This window comes from Pseudomonas sp. XS1P51, assembly GCF_054897845.1.
Window position 1 is genome coordinate 1,929,210 of the sequence record NZ_CM142707.1, and the last position, 19,789, is coordinate 1,948,998.

General features: G+C 59.7%; 20 protein-coding genes. 8 read left to right on the forward strand and 12 right to left on the reverse strand.

The annotated features are described in order from the left end of the window. Positions 1 to 10 precede the first annotated feature (10 nt). From nifK to nifH, 3 genes are all read right to left on the reverse strand, one after another. A complete protein-coding gene (nifK, locus tag ACYZUD_RS08835; protein ID WP_462023618.1) occupies positions 11 to 1,582 on the reverse strand; it encodes a nitrogenase molybdenum-iron protein subunit beta in 1,572 nt (523 codons plus the stop codon). 93 nt (positions 1,583 to 1,675) lie between these two features. Further along, positions 1,676 to 3,157, reverse strand: coding sequence for a nitrogenase molybdenum-iron protein alpha chain (nifD, locus tag ACYZUD_RS08840; protein WP_065835948.1), 1,482 nt, complete (start codon positions 3,155 to 3,157; stop codon positions 1,676 to 1,678). Positions 3,158 to 3,363: 206 nt separating this feature from the next. Then, a complete protein-coding gene (gene nifH / locus ACYZUD_RS08845; RefSeq protein ID WP_065835949.1) occupies positions 3,364 to 4,239 on the reverse strand; it encodes a nitrogenase iron protein in 876 nt (291 codons plus the stop codon). Between the two features lie 457 nt (positions 4,240 to 4,696). On the opposite strand from nifH, the gene ACYZUD_RS08850 reads away from it, so the two are divergent. Beyond that, on the forward strand, positions 4,697 to 5,554 hold the full coding sequence (locus ACYZUD_RS08850) for an SIR2 family protein (RefSeq protein WP_462023619.1): 858 nt from the start codon (positions 4,697 to 4,699) through the stop codon (positions 5,552 to 5,554). A 44-nt stretch (positions 5,555 to 5,598) separates the two neighbouring features. Then, on the forward strand, positions 5,599 to 6,165 hold the full coding sequence (locus ACYZUD_RS08855) for a hypothetical protein (RefSeq protein ID WP_462023620.1): 567 nt from the start codon (positions 5,599 to 5,601) through the stop codon (positions 6,163 to 6,165). A 197-nt stretch (positions 6,166 to 6,362) separates the two neighbouring features. Here ACYZUD_RS08855 and ACYZUD_RS08860 read toward each other — a convergent pair whose 3' ends face one another. From ACYZUD_RS08860 to rsxA, 9 genes are all read right to left on the reverse strand, one after another. Beyond that, a complete protein-coding gene (locus tag ACYZUD_RS08860; protein ID WP_462023621.1) occupies positions 6,363 to 6,773 on the reverse strand; it encodes a NifB/NifX family molybdenum-iron cluster-binding protein in 411 nt (136 codons plus the stop codon). A 2-nt stretch (positions 6,774 to 6,775) separates the two neighbouring features. Continuing rightward, positions 6,776 to 7,504, reverse strand: a complete 729-nt coding sequence (locus tag ACYZUD_RS08865) for a dinitrogenase iron-molybdenum cofactor biosynthesis protein (RefSeq protein WP_462023622.1) — start codon at positions 7,502 to 7,504, stop codon at positions 6,776 to 6,778. 79 nt (positions 7,505 to 7,583) lie between these two features. After that, the gene (locus tag ACYZUD_RS08870) at positions 7,584 to 7,850 is read right to left on the reverse strand and encodes an RnfH family protein (protein WP_462023623.1); all 267 of its coding nucleotides are present in this window, start codon (positions 7,848 to 7,850) and stop codon (positions 7,584 to 7,586) included. A gap of 49 nt (positions 7,851 to 7,899) precedes the next feature. Continuing rightward, complete coding sequence (locus ACYZUD_RS08875; RefSeq protein WP_462023624.1) at positions 7,900 to 8,625, reverse strand: electron transport complex subunit E; 726 nt, start codon at positions 8,623 to 8,625, stop codon at positions 7,900 to 7,902. Continuing rightward, positions 8,622 to 9,299 carry an RnfABCDGE type electron transport complex subunit G gene (locus tag ACYZUD_RS08880; RefSeq protein WP_462023625.1) on the reverse strand — a complete coding sequence of 226 codons (678 nt, stop codon included), beginning with the start codon at positions 9,297 to 9,299 and terminating at the stop codon, positions 8,622 to 8,624. Before ACYZUD_RS08880 ends, ACYZUD_RS08875 begins: the two co-directional genes overlap by 4 nt. Further along, complete coding sequence (locus ACYZUD_RS08885; protein WP_462023626.1) at positions 9,296 to 10,387, reverse strand: RnfABCDGE type electron transport complex subunit D; 1,092 nt, start codon at positions 10,385 to 10,387, stop codon at positions 9,296 to 9,298. The genes ACYZUD_RS08880 and ACYZUD_RS08885 overlap by 4 nt, the downstream gene beginning before the upstream one ends. Next, a complete protein-coding gene (rsxC, locus tag ACYZUD_RS08890) occupies positions 10,384 to 11,838 on the reverse strand; it encodes an electron transport complex subunit RsxC (protein WP_462023627.1) in 1,455 nt (484 codons plus the stop codon). Before rsxC ends, ACYZUD_RS08885 begins: the two co-directional genes overlap by 4 nt. A 21-nt stretch (positions 11,839 to 11,859) precedes the next feature. Beyond that, positions 11,860 to 12,384 carry an RnfABCDGE type electron transport complex subunit B gene (locus ACYZUD_RS08895; protein ID WP_462023628.1) on the reverse strand — a complete coding sequence of 175 codons (525 nt, stop codon included), beginning with the start codon at positions 12,382 to 12,384 and terminating at the stop codon, positions 11,860 to 11,862. 37 nt (positions 12,385 to 12,421) lie between these two features. Further along, positions 12,422 to 12,994 carry an electron transport complex subunit RsxA gene (rsxA, locus tag ACYZUD_RS08900; protein WP_462023630.1) on the reverse strand — a complete coding sequence of 191 codons (573 nt, stop codon included), beginning with the start codon at positions 12,992 to 12,994 and terminating at the stop codon, positions 12,422 to 12,424. Positions 12,995 to 13,434: 440 nt separating this feature from the next. Between rsxA and nifL the strand changes: the two genes are divergently transcribed. From nifL to ACYZUD_RS08930, 6 genes are all read left to right on the forward strand, one after another. Beyond that, a complete protein-coding gene (gene nifL, locus ACYZUD_RS08905) occupies positions 13,435 to 14,997 on the forward strand; it encodes a nitrogen fixation negative regulator NifL (protein WP_462023632.1) in 1,563 nt (520 codons plus the stop codon). A 17-nt stretch (positions 14,998 to 15,014) separates the two neighbouring features. Further along, entirely contained in the window at positions 15,015 to 16,580 is a 1,566-nt protein-coding gene (nifA, locus tag ACYZUD_RS08910) for a nif-specific transcriptional activator NifA (RefSeq protein WP_462023633.1), read from the forward strand. Between the two features lie 61 nt (positions 16,581 to 16,641). After that, positions 16,642 to 17,331 (forward strand): thiopurine S-methyltransferase, encoded by a 690-nt coding sequence (locus tag ACYZUD_RS08915; protein WP_462023634.1) that lies wholly within the window; start codon positions 16,642 to 16,644, stop codon positions 17,329 to 17,331. A gap of 177 nt (positions 17,332 to 17,508) precedes the next feature. Then, on the forward strand, positions 17,509 to 19,017 hold the full coding sequence (nifB, locus tag ACYZUD_RS08920) for a nitrogenase cofactor biosynthesis protein NifB (RefSeq protein WP_462023635.1): 1,509 nt from the start codon (positions 17,509 to 17,511) through the stop codon (positions 19,015 to 19,017). Between the two features lie 36 nt (positions 19,018 to 19,053). Then, positions 19,054 to 19,332, forward strand: a complete 279-nt coding sequence (locus ACYZUD_RS08925) for a 4Fe-4S binding protein (protein WP_065835964.1) — start codon at positions 19,054 to 19,056, stop codon at positions 19,330 to 19,332. Between the two features lie 10 nt (positions 19,333 to 19,342). Next, a complete protein-coding gene (locus ACYZUD_RS08930) occupies positions 19,343 to 19,786 on the forward strand; it encodes an ArsC/Spx/MgsR family protein (protein ID WP_462023637.1) in 444 nt (147 codons plus the stop codon). Positions 19,787 to 19,789 lie beyond the last annotated feature (3 nt).

Below are 19,789 nucleotides of genomic sequence, written 5' to 3' on the forward strand. Positions count from 1 at the left end.
CAGCGACGACTCAGCGAACCAGGTCGTAGTTGTAGTCGGTGGTTTGCATACCACGGGTTTCTTCGTCCAGACGCTCAAGCACGGCGTTGACCAGGGTGGTCAGCATCTGCATGGCGCCTTCGTAACCCATGGTGGTCTGGCGGTGCAGGTGGTGCCGGTCGAAGATCGGGAAGCCGAGACGGATCAACGGCACCTCGAACTCTTTGCCCTTGTGCAAGGTGTCGCGCTGGATGAACTTGCCGTAGCTGTTGCCGATCATGAAGTCCGGCTTGTCGGTGAAGACCAGCGAACGCATGTGCCACAGATCCTTGCCGGTGTAGACCGTGCAGTTTTTGCCATACGGTGAGGTTTCCAGCAGGGCTTCGACCGCCTTTTTCCAACGCTTGTTACCGTTGTTGCACAGGATGTGTACGGGCTCGGCGCCCAACTCCAGCAAGAACTTGACCATGCCCATAACGAAGTCCGGGTCACCCCATAGGGCGAAACGCTTGCCGTGCAACCAAGTGTGCGAGTCGGTCATCATGTCGACCAGCCGACCGCGTTCCTTGCTAAGGCTTTCCGGAATGTCCTGGCCGGTGACTTCGCTGACTTTCATCAGGAATTCGTCGGTCCAGTCCAGGCCCATGGGCACGCTCAACTTGGGCACGTCCTGCTTCCAGGTGCCTTCGACCAGTTTGCGGGTCTTGTCCAACTGCCAGGGTTGCAGCAAGAAGGTGGTGTAGGCGTTTGGCGCGTCCTTCATCTCGTCTTGGGTGGTGCCGCCTGAGTACATGCGGAAGTGCCCGTCAGCCGGGGTATCCAGCACTTCGTCCGGGTCGGAAAGGAAGCTGTAGCCAACGTCCATTTCCTTGAGCATGCGCTTGATTACCCGGAAGTTGCCCAGGTAAGTCTCGAAGCCCGGCACGATGTTGACCTTGTGGTTACTGCCAACCACCTTGTCGTCCATGGTCTTGAGGGTGAAGTAGCGGGCGATGCCTTCGAACATGTTGTCCCAGCCGGTGACATGGCTGCCAACGAAGCTCGGGGTGTGGGCGTAGGGTACGGCAAAGTCTTCGGGAACTGAGCCTGCGACCTTGGAGTTGTTGATGAAGGCGTTGAGGTCATCGCCGATAACTTCAGCCATGCAGGTGGTGGAGACCGCGATCATGTCGGGCTTGTAGGTTTCCCGACAATTTTGCAGGCCGTCCTTCATGTTCTGCTGACCACCGAATACCGCGGCGTCCTCAGTCATGGAGTCGGAGACGCAGGAAATCGGCTCCTTGAAGTGACGGTTAAAGTAAGTGCGGAAATACGACACGCAACCTTGCGAGCCATGCACATACGGCATGGTCTTCTCAAAACCCAAGGCACAGAGCACCGCACCCAGTGGCTGGCAAGCCTTGGCCGGGTTGATGGTCAGGGCCTCGCGCTTGAAGTTCAGCTCCTGGTATTCCTGAGTGGTGGTCCACTGGAAGACTTCGTCGATTTTTTCCTGGGGGTGCTTCTCTTCGAAATCATCCCGCTTGCGGGCGAGCGAGTCCTTGTATTCGTCTTGCAGAAACAAGGGATAACTGGCTTTGATGTTGTCGACTTGCTGGCTCATGATTCTCTCCTTCGCCTCACTCATCTGTGAACGGCGATCACGGAAATCGGCTGCGGGCGAGCCCGCAGCGGATGTTGCACTCCAATGGGCGAATCAGGCGCTGGCCGCGACTTTCTCGGCGACCTGCTCCGGTTTCTGCCACGGTGCTTGCAGTTTTTTCCAGCATGGGTTGTTCAGGGTCATGTCCATGTCACGGGCGAAAATGGCGAAGCCGTCGAAGCCGTGGTACGGGCCTGAGTAATCCCAGGAGTGCATCTGCCGGAAGGGCACGCCCATTTTCTGGAAGATGTACTTTTCCTTGATGCCAGCGCCGATCAGGTCAGGTTTGACCTTCTTCACGAACTCTTCGAATTCGTAGCCGGTGACATCGTCGTACAACAGCGTGGCGCTCCCCATTTCCTTGAGCGTGCGGTCGTAGTCGTCGTTGTGACCGAACTCGTAGCCGGTGCCGACCACTTCCATGCCCAAGTCTTCATAAGCGCCGATCACGTGACGTGGGCGCAAGCCGCCGACGTAAAGCATGACGCGCTTGCCTTCCAGACGTGGCCGGTACTTGGCGATCACCGCTTGCCATTCAGTCTCATAGCGGGCGATCACTTCTTCGCACTTGGCCTTGATGCTGTCGTCGAAAAACGCAGCAATGGCGCGCAGCGACTCGGCTGTTTTGGTCGGGCCGAAGAAGTTGTACTCCAGGTACGGAATACCGTACTTCTCTTCCAGGTGGCGGGAGATGTAGTTCATCGAACGATAGCAGTGCAGCAGGTTGAGTTTGACCTTGGTGGTCAGCTCCATCTCTGCCAGGGTGCCATCGCCGGACCACTGGGCCACGACGCGCAAGCCCATCTCTTCGAGCAGGATGCGCGACGACCAGGCGTCACCGCCAATGTTGTAGTCGCCCAGGATAGAAACGTCGTAAGGCGTGCTCTGGAAGCTGTCGTCATTGTCCCGATTGGGCAGTACCCAGTCGCGGATCGAGTCGTTGGCTATGTGGTGACCGAGCGATTGCGACACGCCACGGAAACCTTCGCAACGCACCGGAACCACGGTGGTTTCATGCTCGATGGCCTTTTTCTTGGCCACCGCTTCAATGTCGTCGCCGATCAGGCCGATAGGGCATTCGGACTGGATCGAGATGCCCTTGTTCAGCGGGAACAGGGTCTGGATTTCGTCGATCAATGTAGAGAGCTTCTTGTCCCCCCCGAAAACGATGTCCTTCTCCTGGAAATCCGAGGTGAAGTTCATGGTCACGAAGGCGTTCACGCCGGTGGTGCCGATGTAATAGTTACGCCGACCGGCACGCGAATATTGACCGCAGCCCACCGGGCCGTGGGAAATATGGATCATGTCCTTGACGGGCCCCCACACCACCCCTTTGGAGCCAGCGTAGGCGCAGCCACGGATGGTCATCATCCCCGGCAGAGACTTCTTGTTGGAAGTGATGCACTTCTTGGACTGCTCCAGCGTTGGATCATTGGGCGCCAAGTGTTTTGCACGCTCTTTGCGCGCTTTTTCGGGGTAAACCTCCAGGACTTCCTGGATAAGGGATTCGACTTCCTCGCGTGACATACCGGACATGGTATGAACTCCTCTTGCCTTGCGTTCGTGTGCGGGTAACGGAGGCCCCGCATTGCGCCAGACGCAACGCGGATCTCCGGCAGGGCTAATCTGCCCTGCCCCGTCCGATGAACCCTCACGGCATGCCTGGCCTGAACTATCGGCAGCCCGTGATCGGGTTCTGAACCTGCGCATGCCTGAACACGAGCAGGTTCATGGCAGAGCTATCAGGCAATTTCTTCAGCGGTCTTACCGACAATGGCAGCGTCTTCTTCATCCATGATGCCGAACTCCATCAACAGCGCTTCGAGTTCGTCCATGGTGATCGGGGTCGGTATGATCATTTTCTTGTTGTGCAGGATTTTGTTCGCCAGCGAACGGTACTCGTCAGCCTGCTTGCAGGTAGGGTCGTACTCAATCACCGTCATGCGGCGAATTTCAGCGCGCTGCACAATGTTGTCGCGGGGTACGAAGTGGATCATCTGCGTGCCCAGCTTCTCGGCCAGAGCGATGATCAACTCATCTTCACGGTCGGTCTCGCGGCTGTTGCAGATCAACCCCGCCAGGCGAACGCTGCCAGAGTTGGCATACTTCACGATGCCTTTGGAGATGTTGTTGGCCGCGTACATGGCCATCATCTCGCCGGAGCAAACGATGTAGATTTCCTGGGCTTTGTTCTCGCGGATGGGCATGGCGAAACCGCCGCACACCACGTCGCCGAGTACGTCGTAGAACACAAAGTCCAAGTCTTCATCGTAGGCGCCTTCCTCTTCGAGGAAGTTGATTGCGGTAATTACACCGCGACCAGCGCAGCCGACACCTGGCTCAGGGCCGCCCGACTCGACGCACTTAATGCCGCCGTAGCCAGCCTTGAGCACATCTTCAAGCTCCAGATCTTCCACGGTGCCGGCCTCAGCCGCCATTTCCATGATAGTGTTCTGAGCCTTGGCGTGCAGAATCAGGCGGGTGGAGTCGGCTTTAGGGTCGCAGCCGACAATCATCACTTTTTTGCCGCTTTCGGCCAGGGCCGCTACGAGATTCTGGGTGGTTGTGGATTTACCAATCCCACCCTTTCCGTAGATAGCGCATTGACGCATTGCCATAATAAAAGTCCTCGGTTTCGTTCCACATCGACAGTGGGCTGTAGGCACGAACAAGCCTGCGCAACTGGACAAGTGCAGTGTTTGTGCCAGCGCTTTAAAATTAAGATAGCCGATTGTTTTAAATCAAATTTTTTATGAATCGCAAAACACCTGAGACAGTGGCATACACAACAAAAAGTCGCGACTGTCGGTTGTAATGGCGACAACCCAACAAACTTCGCGGCCGCTTTTTATTCATGACCGGCCTGCCTTCAACTGCCTATATAGAGTTGCCTGGGGATAACTTCTGGCGAACTTCGGTAACTGTGACAAATACGACAATTGTCGTGAATACCCCGCCCCACGCCCAACCCTGTGCCGCACTCAATATCAGCGATATCAACGAGTTGCCGGGCAATCAACGCTTGGCGTGTTTATTGCGAATTGCTCCTGCGAACATTTACAGCAGGAGCGTCCCGTGAATAACAGCTCGATGCAGAACATTCTGAACAGCCTGGCGAGCGGCAATATCGTTCCCTACCTGGGTCCCGGCGTATTGCAAGGCGTGGTCGACCGCACAAGCGGCCTGCCGATACCGGCCGACAGTAATAGCCTGATCCTGGCCATGACCGGAGGCCAACCCATGGCGCCGCGACTCATGTATGAGTTCCCGCGTGCCGCCATGCACCTGGAAAACAAGAAGGGCCGCAGCTTCATTGAGCGCTTCCTGACACAAACCTACGGCGGCGATAACTGGACGACCTCACCCTTTCACCAGTGGCTGGCCAGCCTGCGCCTGCCTTATGTGATCGATTGCAACCGCGACACCCAGTTGCAACGCGCCTACGCCGACCGCCTGCACACCCTGGTCGTGGGCGCGGCACGGATCGCGGCCACCCCCTACCGCTTCGACCTGTATCAGTTCGACGGCACGCGCTATCACCCCATCAGCCTGGAACAGGTGGATTCGGAGTTGCCGGTGTTGTTCAAACCGGTAGGCACCCCGCTGCCCAAACCGAACTACGTCGCCAGCGATGCTGACTTTGTGGACTACATCACCGAGCTGATGGGCGGCTTTGCCGTACCCGCCTGGATAAAGCTGCAACGCCGCAACAAGCGCTACCTGTTCCTGGGCATGCGCTTTAACCGTGACACCGAACGCATGGTCATGAGCGACTTGATCCATGACGCCGCCGACGATGCTGGCTGGGTGCTGATCGCCGACCCCAGCGCCAAGGAACGCAAGGTCTGCGAGCGCAAGAACCTGCAACTGATCGAGGCCGACTGGAGCGAACTGTTCGCCCTGGCCTCTCCCGACACCGCCAAGGTGGCTTGACGACACCTTCTACTGAACCCGTTCCACAGAGAGAGAGCCCAACCATGCTGCTGAAAAACTACGAAACCCGATGTCTGCTATGCAACCTGAGCATCCTCGGCGCGTCTACCCAGCCCGACACCTTCGCCTTCCGTGGCGACCTGGTGCTCGAAGAAGGCGACATCGCGGACGCTTCCGGTCGCCGCATGCCTCCCAAATCAGTGGTCAAGCAGGCCGCAGTGCTGGAACACAACGGCAAGCTGAGCATGGTCGTCGGCGGGCTGATTGACCTGGCTACCCTGCCACTGTTCGTCGAAAACTATCGCGCAGACCTGGCACCGGACATTCAGGTGCTTTTCTACGTAGAAAACCTCGGCAAAGCACTGATCGTTGACCTGGACGGCGTCAACATCACCCTGCTGCCACACTACGACGGCGGTGCGATATGGAATACCTTGATGGGCGACCTGAAACTGGACAAGGACGACTTCAAGGGCTACAGCGCCGAAGACAAGCTGCTGGTCATCCAGAAGGCCCTGGCCGAGTACTCACCAAAGCTGGACAGCCTCAGTTTCCCGCAAGCCCTGGGGCATATCGTCGAACTACGCCGCGAGGCACGCGGGCCAATCTAAACAACGGCTCCCGGACACGGCAGAGCGGTGCCAGGTGCCGCTCTTTATTAGCCGATAGATAGCTGTCCATTTTGCGGGACTGATCCTGGTTTTCAATTCAATTACTTTTTTGGTTAATTGGACGCCCCCTGGTTTTGTACAAAAGCGCAGTAAACCAGGGGAACGGACACCCAGCCTAAAGCAGGCCATAACCAGCTTCAGGGATGCTGATGCCCTTCGCCGCCGCAGGCCTGTTCATCGTGGGGTTGGCCGGTCGGCAGGGTGCCGGCCAGGTAGGCTTTGACCGCCCGTTGCGGGTCGGTTTCGACGGTCGTCAGCAGGACCACGCCGCGTTCACCCATGCGCCGGGTTACGCCTTCGCCGGCACTGCCGGCAATTGCGATATCGACGCTGTGCAGGGGGTGGCGTTCCGGTTGTGGGCAGACGTGCCATTCATGCAGGCAGGCATGTTCGTCCAGTTCCAGGGTGTAGGCGCCATCCGGCGCCTCGCCGGGCCAGACGTCGAATACCCGCCAACGGTGCGCACGGCCGGCGTGCCCGGCGATCTGGCCGTGGCGGTCGATGGCCACGGCGATCAGTTGACGGGCATTGTGTTGCTCTTGGCCCATGCTCACGCCACCTCATCCGACAAGGCAAAACGCACGCGCTGCTCAGCCGCGACACCCAGCAATTTGGCCAGCCACGGGGGCGGCGAGTTGCTCATTACGGTTTGCAGTTGGGCGATGACCTCTCGCGCCAAACCACCGTCGACCGTCTTCATTGGGTAGATGCCACCCTTGACCACTTTGGCTGCCGCCGGGCCGCCGATGGAGACGATGTAGAGCACCTGACAATCCTTGATCAACTCGGTGCGGTAGGCGTTCTTGTCCTCGGCGTATTCCGCTTCGAGCGCGGAACGGATGTCGACCAGCACCGTGCTGTCCAGACCCACCTGATAGACCAGAAAGCGCAGGCACGAGCCGAAGTGGCCGTCCAGCCGTTCACCGTTGTTGGAGGCGACGGCGACGCGGATGGTGTCCGGCGGCATGCTCTCCAGTTGCACCGGCACTGGCATGTCTTCAGACAGGGTTTCGCCCCAAAGAATGCGCACCGCGTCTTTCATGGCGGGCAAATCCAGGCCAGTGCCAATGTCCTCGCCATCCTCGTCGCCATCGATGATGCCCAGGCCGATCTTGATGTCGGTCACGGTGATGGTTTGCAGGCTTTGCTCGCTGAGTCCACCTTCGATGCGCTGGTGCAGCACTTCCAGCAACTTGCCGACACCGACGCCGGGCATGGCCCTGGCGGCCAGGGCGATACGTAAAGCGGTTTCACGGTTCATGTTCACGGGAGCATTCATTTTCAGGCCTCCTGGGGTCTGTTGGCGCAATCCAATAAGGCGCTCGAAGGGCTACGCTGCCTTCCTCGTCGCCGATCATTCATTCGTCGTCATCGTCCTCATCGTCCTCATCGAGCACCCGCGTGATGCGCTGGTAAATCTCTACGCGGTCGCCTTCCTTCAACGGGCTGTCGAGCTTTACGAACTTGCCGAACACACCGACCTTTTGTGTGCGCAGGTCGATTTGGGGGCAGCAGCGCAACAATCCGGATTTTTCTATGGCCTGCTCAACCGTGCTGCCGTCGCCGACCTGACAGGTCAGCAGCAACGGCTGGGTGGGCGCGGCATACACGACGGCGACTTTCATGGTGTGCCTCCAGAGTCGGTCATGGCAGAAGGGCTCACTGCGCAGCGGTTCATTGCAAAACCACCAACTCGCCGTGGGTCTTGATACGCCGCTCGGAACGGCGGCGGTCGAGGATGCGTTTGCCCGCCAACAGAAAGCCCAGGACGATGAACGCCCCCGGTGGCAATACGGCCAGCAGCACGCCTGAATAATTCGGTATCACCGTGATTTCCATCCAGTGGAAATGCGGCCCGAGCAGCAACGAAGCCTGGGAGAACAGCGTGCCACTGCCGATGATTTCGCGGATGCCGCCGACCAGCGTCAGGAACCAGGTAAACCCCAGACCAATACCGGCACCATCGAGGATCGACGGGATCAGCGGATGCTTGAGGCAGAATGACTCAGCCCGGCCCAGCACGGCGCAATTGGTGACGATCAGCGCGATGAACAGCCCGAGCACCTTGTACAGTTCATGCACCCAGGCGTTCATGGCCATGTCGATGATCGTCACCACGCCCGCGATGATGCCGATCATCAGCGGGTTACGGACTTCCGGGGAAATGGTATGGCGCATCAGCGAGATAATCGCGTTGGTGCAGATCAACACGGCGGTCGTCGCCAGCCCCATGCCCAGCCCGTTGGTCGCGGTCGACGTGACCGCCAGTACCGGACACAGCGCAAGGATCTGCACCAGCGTTACGTTGTAATCCCAGAGCGCGCCCGTGAAGAAACGCCAGGTCGGGACGTGCTCAACAGCGCTGCTGCTCGCAACAGTGGGGGAACATTGGCTACTCATGGTTGTGACTCCTGTTTCAGCTCAAGACTTTCGACGTGGCGCGCCTGGAACTGCAACGCCTGGAGGATGCCCTTGACCACCGCACGCGGGGTAATGGTGGCGCCGCTGAACTGGTCGAACTGGCCGCCATCCTTCTTCACGGCCCAGGCCTTGATCGGGATATTGGTCAAAGACAAGCCGTTGAAACGGGTGATCCAATCACTCTTGGCAATGTCGATTTTGTCCGCCAGACCGGGGGTTTCCTTGTGGGTGAGCACACGCACCCCAAGGATTTTGCCGGAGCTGTCCACGGCGATCAGTTGCACGATCGGCCCGCCATAGCCGATGGTGCGCACGCGAAAGGCGATGGCCGTGAGTTGACCGGCCAGCCGCGCCGGATAAACCTCCACATCACCCAATACGCTATCGGTGACGTGGAAGGCATCACCCAGCGGGTTGTTGTCATACAGCTTGGCGGGCAGTACCTGACGCAGCACCGCGAGTTGGTCATTCTGTTGTTGGCGAAGGATGCCGTCACGGGTGTAAAAGTCGCTCAGCAGCAGCGCAAAGGCCACCAATGCACAGACCACGCCGAGCGATACGCTCTGGTAGGCCAGCTTGGCGCGCCAGCGTTCGAACAGCGAGAGCGGTGTCGGCGGCGGCAGGCTGTCCGACTCGATTCTTTCACTGCTCATACCTTGTCCACCTCTTTGGTTTGCCGGGTCCAACTGGCCGCCACCAACGGCTTGCCACGCACGTTTCGACCGTAGACCCGCGGCCGACAGTAGCGATCGATCAGCGGCGTGAGGGCGTTCATGAACAGTACGGCGAAGGCCACCGCCTCGGGAAAACTGCCCCAGGTGCGGATGACATAGATCAGCACGCCGCTACCGACGCCGAAGATCAAGCGACCCGTGCGGCCGACCGGCGAGGTGACCGGATCGGTGGCGATGAACAGCGCGCCCATCATCAGCCCGCCCGAACTCAGGTGAAACAGCGCGCCGGGGTAGCGCAATGGTTCGAGCTGGTGAGCCAGCGCCGCGAGCAGCGCCACGCTTAACAGCATGGTCACGGGGATTTCCCAGTGGATGATGCGCAACGCCAGCAACCACAAGCCACCGACCAGCAGCAGCACTTCGGAGGTTTCGCCCAGGCTGCCACCGCTATACCCCAGAAGCGCCGGTAGCAGCGAGAAGTCACCGGCCAGAATGTCGGCGGCGCTGCGGTGCAACGTCAACTGGGTCTTGAGGTTACCCAGCGCAGTGGCGCCGGAGACAGCATCCGCTTGCGGCGCACCAGCAAACGTAATGCGCAGCCCTTCGAAGAAATCCGGCGAGCCAATCGCCCACAACGAGTGCGGCAGCGCCCAGTGGGTCATTTGCAGCGGGAAGGAAATCAGCAACGCGACTCGCGCCGCCATCGCCGGGTTGAACGGGTTCTGGCCGATGCCACCGTAGACCTGCTTGCCCAGGCCAACGGCGAAAAAGCTGCCACCTACGCCGATCCACCAAGGTGCCCACGGCGGCAGTGTCAACGCCAGCAGCCACCCGGTGACCAGTGCCGAGCTGTCCAGCAGGCGCCGTTGCGGCTGCTTGAGGAAGCGCAGGCACATCGACTCGCAGAGCACCGCACTGGCTGTGGTGACCACCCAGAGGTTGATCGCGGGCCAGCCGAACAGGTAGCAGCCAAAGAAGGTCGCTGGCAATAAGGCCAGGCAGACATGCACCATGATGCGGCGGACCGACGAGCGATCATGGGCGAACGGACTGGATGCGATGCTCATGGTTGCACCTCCTCATTGGCCGTCACCGGCTTGGCGCGGTTCTTCTTGGCTGCCTTGAGCGCAGCTTCCTCGGCCAGACGCTGCGCACGAGCATCGGTCGCCTGCTTGATGTAGTCGTTCTTGCGCGTGGCATTGCGCTGCTCGTCATGTTTGCCCATGGCGTATTGGAAATACTGCACAAGCGGGATGTGCGACGGGCAGACATAAGAGCAGCAACCACAAAGGATGCAATCACGCAGGCCAAAGTCGTTGGCCCGTTCGAAGTCATCGACGCGGGTGTGGGCCGCCATTTCCAGCGGCATCAGGCCCATCGGACAGGCGTCCACGCAGCGCGCGCATCGGATGCAGGGTTCGGCCTCGTCGTGCGGCACTTCATGGCGATCCAGCGCCAGCACGCCGGTGGCGCCTTTGATCACCGGCACCTGACTGGACGGCAACAGCGCGCCCATCATCGGCCCGCCGAGCAACAGGCGTTGCGGCTCATGGGTGAGCCCGCCGCACGCATCCAGAAGCGTTTGCACCGGGGTGCCGATCCTGATTTCCAGATTGCGGGGGGTGGCCACACAACCGCCGGCCACCGTAACGACACGGGATATCAACGGCCGACCGAAACGTAGCGCCTGCTGGATGGCGTAGACCGTGCCGACGTTATGCACCAACACCCCGACCGAGGTGCTGCGCCCTTCTGCGGGCACTTCGCGCCCGGTAATTTCCTGAATCAACTGCTTGGCCGAACCCATCGGATAGAGCGCCGGAATCGCGACCACCTCAATGGCCCCATGCGTCTTGCTGGCCTCGCGCATCGCTGCCAACGCCTCGGGCTTGTTGTCCTCGATGGCGATAACAATGTTGTAGGCGCGCAGGATGTGTTGGACCAGCCGAGCACCTTCAACGATGGCATCGGCCCGTTCGCGCATCAGCATGTCGTCGGTGGTGAGGTATGGCTCGCACTCGCTGCCGTTGATCAGCACCGTCTTGATTTCGTGTTTCGCGCCCTGCTTGAGCTTGACCGCTGCCGGGAAAATAGCGCCGCCGAGGCCGACGATACCGGCCGCCGCCACGCGGTCAGCGAGTACCGTGGGGTCTTCGTCGAACGGGTCGGCTGGCACATCCAGCTTCACCCAGCGGTCTTCGCCGTCACACTCAATGACGATGCCGTTGGTGACCAGGCCCGAGGGGTGCGGTGCGTTAATCGGGCCGATCTCGACAATGCGCCCAGAGCTGGGTGCATGCACCGGTGCCGACAGCTCGGACGGCGAACTGGCAAGCAACTGACCCTTGAGCACCAGATCACCGACCTGGACCAACGGCAGGCATTCGGCACCGGCATGTTGCCGCAGCGGCAGGTACAGATGCTGCGGCAGCGGCACTTCGCCGATGGGCAGCAACGTTGACCGTTCCTTGTTCGGCGAAGGGTGGATACCACCGCGTATACGGGCGAAATTGAACATGGGGAAGCTCCGTGAATCGGCTCAGGCGATCTGAGGTTTTGCCCACTGCCAGTTATCCAGGGACAGGCCCTGCGGATTAAGAGAAACGCAATCTTCCGGGCAGGCCGTTTTGCACTTGCCACAACCGGTGCAGATACTCTGCAACACGTTGTGGACCTGCCCGTTGGCGCCAACGATGGCGTCGGTCGGGCAGGCCCGGTAGCAGCGGGTGCAGCCGGTACACTGTGCGGCATCTATGTGCGCCAATAACGGCACGCTCATTGTTCCGGGGTCCAACCCCACACCGAGCAGCTCCGAGAGTTTTTGCGCCAGGGCCATGCCGCCGGGAGGGCAACTGGTGACGCTGGCGCGACCCTCTACCATCGCGTTAGCCGCGGCGGTGCAACCGGGAAAACCGCATTGCCCACACTGGCTGCCAGGCATCATTTCCAGGACTTCCTTGAGCAGCGGGTCTTCATCGCTCACTGCGAAAATTCGTGCAGCTACACCCAAACCGCTGCCCAGCAATACACCTATCAACGCCAAGACCGCTGTCGCTATCAACATATCCATCTCCATGCGCGGCAATGGCCGGGAATAGTTATCAGACCAGGCCGCCAAAACCCATAAAGATCAGCGCCAACATGCCACCGGTGACAAAGGCAATCGGCGGACCGCTGAAGGACACCGGCACGGTGGCCACATTCAGCCGCTCGCGCAGCCCGGCGAAGATGATCATGACCAGAGAAAAGCCGACCGACGAACCGAAGGCGAACAGCCCCGCCTGAACCAGCGTATGGCCTTCACGCACGCTGATCAGTGGCACCCCGAGTACGGCGCAGTTAGTGGTGATCAGCGGCAGGTAAATGCCCAGCGATCGGTAGAGCTTGGGGCTGGTCTTGCGCAGCGCTATTTCGATCAACTGGACCAAGGCCGCGATGATCACGATGTAAGCCAGGATGCGCAGGAAGCCGATACCCAGCGGCTGCAACACCATGTGTTCGATCAACCAACTGGAAATCCCCCCCAGCGTGATCACGATGGTTGTCGCCACGCCCATTCCCAGGGACGGCTCCAGCTTGCCGGACACACCCATGAACGGGCACAGGCCGAGGAAGCGAACCAGCACCACGTTATTAACCAACACGGTGCCTAGCAAAAACAGCATGTAATCCATAGACGCCCACCTTTTGAATCCGATCCCCGTGCCCGCCATGGACGTCGAGTGCTGAGGGCGTTTTTGCATCAACTATGCCAGATACCTCCTAGCTGCCCTTGAAGGCCCCAGGAGCCGAAAAAACATGACCCAGATCAATTCAAACCCAGAAAACCCAGCCCACCCCTACACGCGTCCGGGGGTACGTGTAGGTTTTACGACAGAGAAGGCCAGCCACAGCCCAGCCTCTGTGAGCTTACGTACAAGAAAACACCGCTACGCAGGCAAACCGGCTTCTGTATGGCGTTGTTATGCAGTAAACCCGCAGGCTGTCGGGTTTTTTGTGCAGCGGCATAGGGTTTGCAACTTGTAGTCCAAGCGGCCCTATCTATGTAGAACCATCAAGTGGTTCTGCTGCATTTCAAGTTCGCGGGTGTCCCTCATTAGACGAGGCAAAGCGCATGACCCAGGCCAAGCAAATCCCAGGCAGTGAAACGCCGAGCGCTACCACGATTGATTCCGAACTGTTGCCGGAGGTATTCCAACAGGTGGTGGAGCACGCCCCTGTCGCCATCTCGATCACTGACCTGCGCGCCAATATCCTTTATGCCAATCGCGCATTCAGCAGCACCACCGGCTACTCGCGCGCCGAAGTGCTGGGCAAGAATGAATCGGCGCTGTCCAGCGGTACGACCCCGCGACTGGTCTACCTGGCGCTGTGGAGTCGACTGGCGCAAAAAAAGCCGTGGTCAGGCGTGCTCGTCAACCGACGCAAAGACGACAGCCAGTACCTCGCTGAACTGACCGTGGCGCCAGTGCTCGACGAGCAGGGTGAAACCATCTACTACATCGGCATGCATCGCGACACCAGCGACCTGCATGAACTGGAGCAACGCGTCAGCAATCAGCGCCTAATGATCGATGCGGTGGTCAATGCGGCGCCTGCGGCGATGGCTGTAGTCGATCGCGAGCATCAAGTGCTGCTGTCTAACCCCAGCTTCTGCCGACTGTCACGCGAGTTGACCTCCGACGGTTCGGCGGAAAGCCTGGTGACGTTGCTGCGCGATAACCTGCCCGGCCCGTTCAATGACCTGGAACAACAAGACAAAGCGTTCGGCGGCAAGGAGATATCCTTCGACCTCGGCGGCTACTCACCACGCTGGCTGTCCTGCCATGGTATGGCGATTCATATCGAGGACGAACGCGCCGACGTATTCTTCGCCCCCGGCGAGGATCGCTACCTGTTGCTGACCCTTAACGACATTTCCGAGCTTCGGCAGAAGCAGCAGGACTCGCAACTCAATGCCCTGAAGGCGCTGATGGCCGAGGAAGAATTGCTCAACGGTATGCGCGAGACGTTCAATGGCGCGATCCATCGTCTGCAAGGGCCGGTCAACCTGATCAGCGCCGCCGCGCACATGCTCGAACGCCGCCTGGGCGACAAGGCCGAGAACGATGCCGTGCTCAAGGCCATGCTCGATGCGAGCGCGGCCGGCATGGAAGCACTGGAAAGCCTCAGTGGCTCGATCCCCGTGCGCATGGCCGAAGCCAAGCTGCCAGTGAACATCAACCAGTTGATTCGCGAAGTCATCACCCTGTGCACCGACAGCCTGCTCGGCCAGGGCATCATTATCGACTGGCAGCCCGCGATGCGCCTGCCTTGGGTGCTGGGCGCCGAAAGCCGGCTGCGCAGCATGATCAAGCAGTTGATCGAAAACGCCATCGACGCCATGAGCCAGAATCAGATCGTGCGCCGCGAGCTGTTCATCAGTACCCGCGTGGAGAACCAGCAGGTGGTGCGTATGGAGATCAACGACAGCGGACCTGGCATCCCGCCGGAACTGATGTTCAAAGTCTTCCAGCCATTCTTCAGCACCAAGCCACCGCATAAGGCCGGGCGCGGCATGGGGCTGGCGGTGGTCCAGGAAATCGTGACCGAACACGCAGGGGTCGTGCATATCGACAGCCAGTATCACGACGGCTGCCGGGTGATAGTCGAACTGCCTTTCTCGGCAGCCAGCTGATCAGCGGAGGACACCCTATGAGTTCGTCGTTAGCCCAACGCCCTGTCATGCCGACCCGAATCGAGCTGTACGACGGACAATTACAGGCTCTGTCAGGGATTGCCCGGATCATTTCCCGAGAACAGCAGATCGAGGAAGTCCTGGCCAAGATTCTCGCCGTTATGCACAACGACCTCGGCCTGTTGCACGGGCTGATTTTGATTTCCGACCCGGCCAACGGCTCGGTGCTGGTCGGTGCCATCCACAGCGATTCGCAGGATGTAATACGCGCTTGCGAGAACGTGCGCTACCGGGTTGGCGAAGGCGTCATCGGCAATATCTTCAAACATGGCAACAGCGTGGTGTTGGGGCGCATATCCTCGGACCCGCGCTTCCTTGACCGTCTGGCCCTGTATGACCTGGAAATGCCTTTTATTGCCGTGCCGATCAAGTCCCATGAGGGCAATATCATCGGCGTGCTCGCCGCGCAGCCCGACAGCCGCGCCGACGACTTGATGGCCGAGCGCACGCGCTTTGTGGAAACCGTCGCCAACCTGCTGTCGCAAACCGTGCGCCTGGTGGTGAACATCGAGAACGGCCACGAAGTCAAGAATGAGCGCGATGAGCTGCGCCGCGAGGTTCGGGCCAAATACGGTTTCGAGAACATGGTGGTCGGCCACACCACGACCATGCGCCGGGTATTCGATCAAGTGCGCCGGGTCGCAAAATGGGACAGCACGGTGCTGATCCTCGGTGAATCGGGCACCGGCAAGGAGCTGATCGCCAGTGCCATCCATTACAACTCGCCGCGCGCGCATCGCCCACTGATCCGCCTGAACTGCGCCGCGCTGCCGGAAACACTGCTGGAGTCGGAGCTGTTCGGCCACGAGAAAGGCTCGTTCACCGGCGCGGTAAAACAACGCAAGGGGCGCTTTGAACAGGCCGATGGCGGCACGCTGTTCCTCGACGAAATTGGTGAAATCTCACCGATGTTCCAGGCCAAGCTGCTGCGCGTATTGCAGGAAGGAGAACTGGAGCGGGTCGGCGGCACCCAGACGGTCAAGGTCAATGTGCGAATCGTTGCAGCCACCAACCGCGACCTGGAAAGCGAGGTGGAAAAGGGCCGGTTTCGCGAAGACCTCTACTATCGCCTGAACGTCATGGCTATCCGCGTGCCACCGCTGCGTGAACGTACCGCCGACATCCCCGAGCTGGCTGAGTTTCTCGCCGAAAAAATTGGCCGCCAGCAAGGCCGCAAACTGACCCTGACCGACAGCGCAATCCGCCTGCTGGTCAGCCATCGCTGGCCGGGCAATGTACGTGAGCTGGAGAACTGTCTGGAGCGCTCCTCGATCATGAGCGAGAACGGCAGCATCACTCGCGATGTGGTATCGCTGACCGGCCTGGATAACGACTCCCTGCCGCTGACACCACTGCCGGAGGTGAACCTGGCCGATGACAACCTGGACGACCGTGAAAAAGTCATCGCCGCGCTGGAGCAAGCCGGCTGGGTTCAGGCCAAGGCTGCGCGCCTGCTGGGCATGACACCACGGCAGATCGCGTACCGCATCCAGACGTTGAACATCCACATGCGCAAGATATGAAGGCCCTGGCCCCCGCCCAGCTGCCCACGCCTGCTTGCGGCCGCGTGGCCATTGGCTGTTTATGACCGGCCGCGACAACAACCTGTGGCTGGAACTGTGGCGCAAGCGCACAACTGACTTTCATCAAATCGCCGTCAACCCCTTACTGTCGCGCTTCTGGCCTGCCTTGGGGCTTGAGCCCGGCTGTCTGGTCTTTGTGCCTTTGTGCGGCAAAAGCCTGGACATGCTCTGGCTCGCCGAGCAGGGCCACGAGGTGATCGGCGTCGAGTTGAGCCCGTTGGCGACGCGGGCATTCTTTCGGGAAAACAGGCTGCACCCCACACGTACCCAAGAAGGCCAATTCACCCGCTGGCAACATGGGCGAATCAGCATTCTGTGCGGCGACTACTTCGCCCTGACGTCAGCCGACCTCGGGGACATCGACACGGTATACGACCGTGCGGCCCTCACGGCGCTGCCGATGGAGCTGCGCCAGCGCTATGTCGCGCACTTGCGGCGGATCGTACCGGCCAGCGCCAACGTGTTTCTGCTGACCATCGAAGACGCCCAAGCAAGCGACACCCTGCAACAAACCATGGGCGTGGATCAGGAACTGGCCGCGCTGTATCGGGCTGATTTCGAGATCAATCTGGCCCATGTCGAAAGCCTGTTCGAGAACGACCCGCAGGCACCGCAAGCCGCCCCGACCCGCGCTGAATACAAGGTGTACCGACTCACCGGCAAATCCGCCGTTGACGCTGCGAAAACCTGAAAGCGCTGTTTGTCATTTGTCTTACAGTTCCTCTAAATGGGCCGTGCGCTTTGTTAGCTGCCAAACAAAATCTGCGGCCAACATAAGTAAAAAACCTTTTAAATCAAATAGTTAATAAATAGGCACGCGCTTTGCTCAGTATTACTCCACAGACTCTCTCTGCAATGGGGATCGACCATGGAACTGAGCATACTCGGGCAAGACGAATCGGCGCAGCACAGTGCGGGGGGATGCTCCTCCGGCTCTTGCGGCAGCACCGACGATCAGCTCAACCATCTTCCGGATGACATCCGTGAGAGGGTACAAAACCATCCTTGCTACTCCGAAGAAGCTCACCACTACTTCGCCCGTATGCATGTGGCGGTGGCACCGGCCTGCAACATCCAGTGCCATTACTGCAACCGCAAGTACGACTGCGCCAACGAATCACGCCCAGGCGTAGTATCGGAAGTGCTCGACCCGATCCAGGCGGTGAAAAAGGTCAAGGCAGTGGCAGCGACCATCCCACAGATGACCGTGCTGGGCATCGCCGGCCCCGGCGATCCGCTGGCTAATCTGGAGCGTACTTTCGAGACCTTCCGCATGCTCAGCGAGCAAGCGCCGGACATCAAACTGTGTGTATCCACCAACGGGCTGGCGCTGCCGGATGCAGTGGATGAACTGGCCAAGTACAACATCGACCATGTGACCATCACCATCAACTGCGTAGACCCGGAAATCGGCGCCAAGATCTATCCGTGGATCTTCTGGAACAACAAGCGCATACGCGGCAAGAAGGCGGCGAAGATCCTCATCGAACGCCAGCAGAAAGGTCTGGAGATGCTGGTGGCACGCGGCATTCTGGTCAAGGTCAACTCGGTGCTGATCCCCGGCGTCAACGACGAACACCTCAAAGAAGTCAGCCGCGTGGTCAAGGCCAAAGGTGCCTTCTTGCACAACGTCATGCCGCTGATCGCCGAGGCTGAACACGGCACCTTCTACGGTGTAATGGGTCAGCGCAGCCCTGAGCCCGAAGAACTTCAAGACCTTCAGGACGCCTGCGCCGGCGACATGAACATGATGCGCCATTGCCGTCAGTGCCGCGCCGATGCGGTCGGCCTGCTGGGCGAGGATCGCGGTGAGGAGTTCACCCTCGACAAGATCGACGAGATGGAAATCGATTACGAAGCCGCCATGGTCAAACGCGCAGTGATCCACGCGGCAATCAAAGAAGAGCTGGACGAGAAAGCCACGAAAAAAGCGCGTCTGGCGAACATGTCGGTCAACGCCACCACCACCGGCGAAACCGCCAGGCATCACCGCCCCGTGCTGATGGCCGTGGCCACCAGTGGTGGGGGTCTGATCAACCAGCATTACGGCCATGCCACTGAGTTCCTGGTGTATGAGGCTTCGCCCGCCGGGGTGCGTTTCATCGGCCACCGCAAGGTCGACCAGTACTGCGTGGGCGACGACAGTTGCGGTGAGAAAGAATCCGCGCTGTCCGGCAGCATCCGCGCGCTCAAGGGTTGCGAAGCGGTGCTCTGCTCAAAGATCGGTTTCGAGCCCTGGAGCGATCTGGAAGCGGCAGGTATTCAACCTAACGGCGAACACGCGATGGAGCCCATCGAGGAAGCCGTTATGGCGGTTTACCAGGAAATGAGCGGTCGGCTGGAGACTCAAACACCACAACTGCGAGCCAATGCCTGACCCAGGTCTATGGATCAACGTTTAGGGAGGTGCAAGATGGCACTGAAAATTGTCGAGTCCTGTGTCAACTGCTGGGCCTGTCTGGATGTTTGCCCGAGCGAGGCGATTTCGTCGGGCACCACCCAATTCACGATCAGCGCGCAGAAGTGTACCGAGTGCGATGGCGACTTTAGCGAGCAGCAGTGCGCAAGCATCTGTCCGGTAGAGGGTGCCATTCTGCTCGCCGACGGCAGCCCGGCCAACCCACCGGGTTCCCTGACGGGAATTCCACCGGAGCGTCTGGCGCAGGCCATGCGTGAAATTCAGGCTCGTTGAGGAAACGACTATGTCTTGTATCGTCTTCTACGAAAAACCCGGCTGCGCCACCAACAGGCTGCAGAAGGAGTTGCTGCGTTCCAAGGGCCTGGAACTGGAAGTACGCAACCTGCTGGACGAACCCTGGACACGGGAAAGCCTGCTGCCGTTTTTCGGCACTCGGCCGGTTGTCGAGTGGTTCAATTCGTCGGCACCGGCGATCAAATATGGCGAGCTTGGTCCGCTCCAGCAGACCGCCGAGCAAGCATTGGCACTGATGCTGGAACGACCGCTGTTGATCCGTCGCCCACTGATCCGCTTCGGCGAACAGTTCATGGTCGGCTTCGATCTGGTCGCGCTCAATGCCTTGCTGCCCTGCAACGGCAATCTGTCCACGCTGCCCACGGCTATCGACAGCTGTAGCCGCGGTCAACATTCGCATCAGGGTTGCCAGCCCATGGCAGATGCATCGTGAACG

Excerpts from the sequence above, each read along its gene's own strand:
- nifK (WP_462023618.1), bottom strand. The coding sequence starts at position 1,582 with ATGAGCCAGCAAGTCGACAACATCAAAGCCAGTTATCCCTTGTTTCTG.
- nifD (WP_065835948.1), bottom strand. The coding sequence starts at position 3,157 with ATGTCCGGTATGTCACGCGAGGAAGTCGAATCCCTTATCCAGGAAGTC.
- nifH (WP_065835949.1), bottom strand. The coding sequence starts at position 4,239 with ATGGCAATGCGTCAATGCGCTATCTACGGAAAGGGTGGGATTGGTAAA.
- ACYZUD_RS08855 (WP_462023620.1), top strand. The coding sequence starts at position 5,599 with ATGCTGCTGAAAAACTACGAAACCCGATGTCTGCTATGCAACCTGAGC.
- ACYZUD_RS08860 (WP_462023621.1), bottom strand. The coding sequence starts at position 6,773 with ATGGGCCAAGAGCAACACAATGCCCGTCAACTGATCGCCGTGGCCATC.
- ACYZUD_RS08865 (WP_462023622.1), bottom strand. The coding sequence starts at position 7,504 with ATGAATGCTCCCGTGAACATGAACCGTGAAACCGCTTTACGTATCGCC.
- ACYZUD_RS08870 (WP_462023623.1), bottom strand. The coding sequence starts at position 7,850 with ATGAAAGTCGCCGTCGTGTATGCCGCGCCCACCCAGCCGTTGCTGCTG.
- ACYZUD_RS08875 (WP_462023624.1), bottom strand. The coding sequence starts at position 8,625 with ATGAGTAGCCAATGTTCCCCCACTGTTGCGAGCAGCAGCGCTGTTGAG.
- ACYZUD_RS08880 (WP_462023625.1), bottom strand. The coding sequence starts at position 9,299 with ATGAGCAGTGAAAGAATCGAGTCGGACAGCCTGCCGCCGCCGACACCG.
- ACYZUD_RS08885 (WP_462023626.1), bottom strand. The coding sequence starts at position 10,387 with ATGAGCATCGCATCCAGTCCGTTCGCCCATGATCGCTCGTCGGTCCGC.
- rsxC (WP_462023627.1), bottom strand. The coding sequence starts at position 11,838 with ATGTTCAATTTCGCCCGTATACGCGGTGGTATCCACCCTTCGCCGAAC.
- ACYZUD_RS08895 (WP_462023628.1), bottom strand. The coding sequence starts at position 12,384 with ATGTTGATAGCGACAGCGGTCTTGGCGTTGATAGGTGTATTGCTGGGC.
- rsxA (WP_462023630.1), bottom strand. The coding sequence starts at position 12,994 with ATGGATTACATGCTGTTTTTGCTAGGCACCGTGTTGGTTAATAACGTG.
- nifL (WP_462023632.1), top strand. The coding sequence starts at position 13,435 with ATGACCCAGGCCAAGCAAATCCCAGGCAGTGAAACGCCGAGCGCTACC.
- nifA (WP_462023633.1), top strand. The coding sequence starts at position 15,015 with ATGAGTTCGTCGTTAGCCCAACGCCCTGTCATGCCGACCCGAATCGAG.
- ACYZUD_RS08915 (WP_462023634.1), top strand. The coding sequence starts at position 16,642 with ATGACCGGCCGCGACAACAACCTGTGGCTGGAACTGTGGCGCAAGCGC.
- nifB (WP_462023635.1), top strand. The coding sequence starts at position 17,509 with ATGGAACTGAGCATACTCGGGCAAGACGAATCGGCGCAGCACAGTGCG.
- ACYZUD_RS08925 (WP_065835964.1), top strand. The coding sequence starts at position 19,054 with ATGGCACTGAAAATTGTCGAGTCCTGTGTCAACTGCTGGGCCTGTCTG.
- ACYZUD_RS08930 (WP_462023637.1), top strand. The coding sequence starts at position 19,343 with ATGTCTTGTATCGTCTTCTACGAAAAACCCGGCTGCGCCACCAACAGG.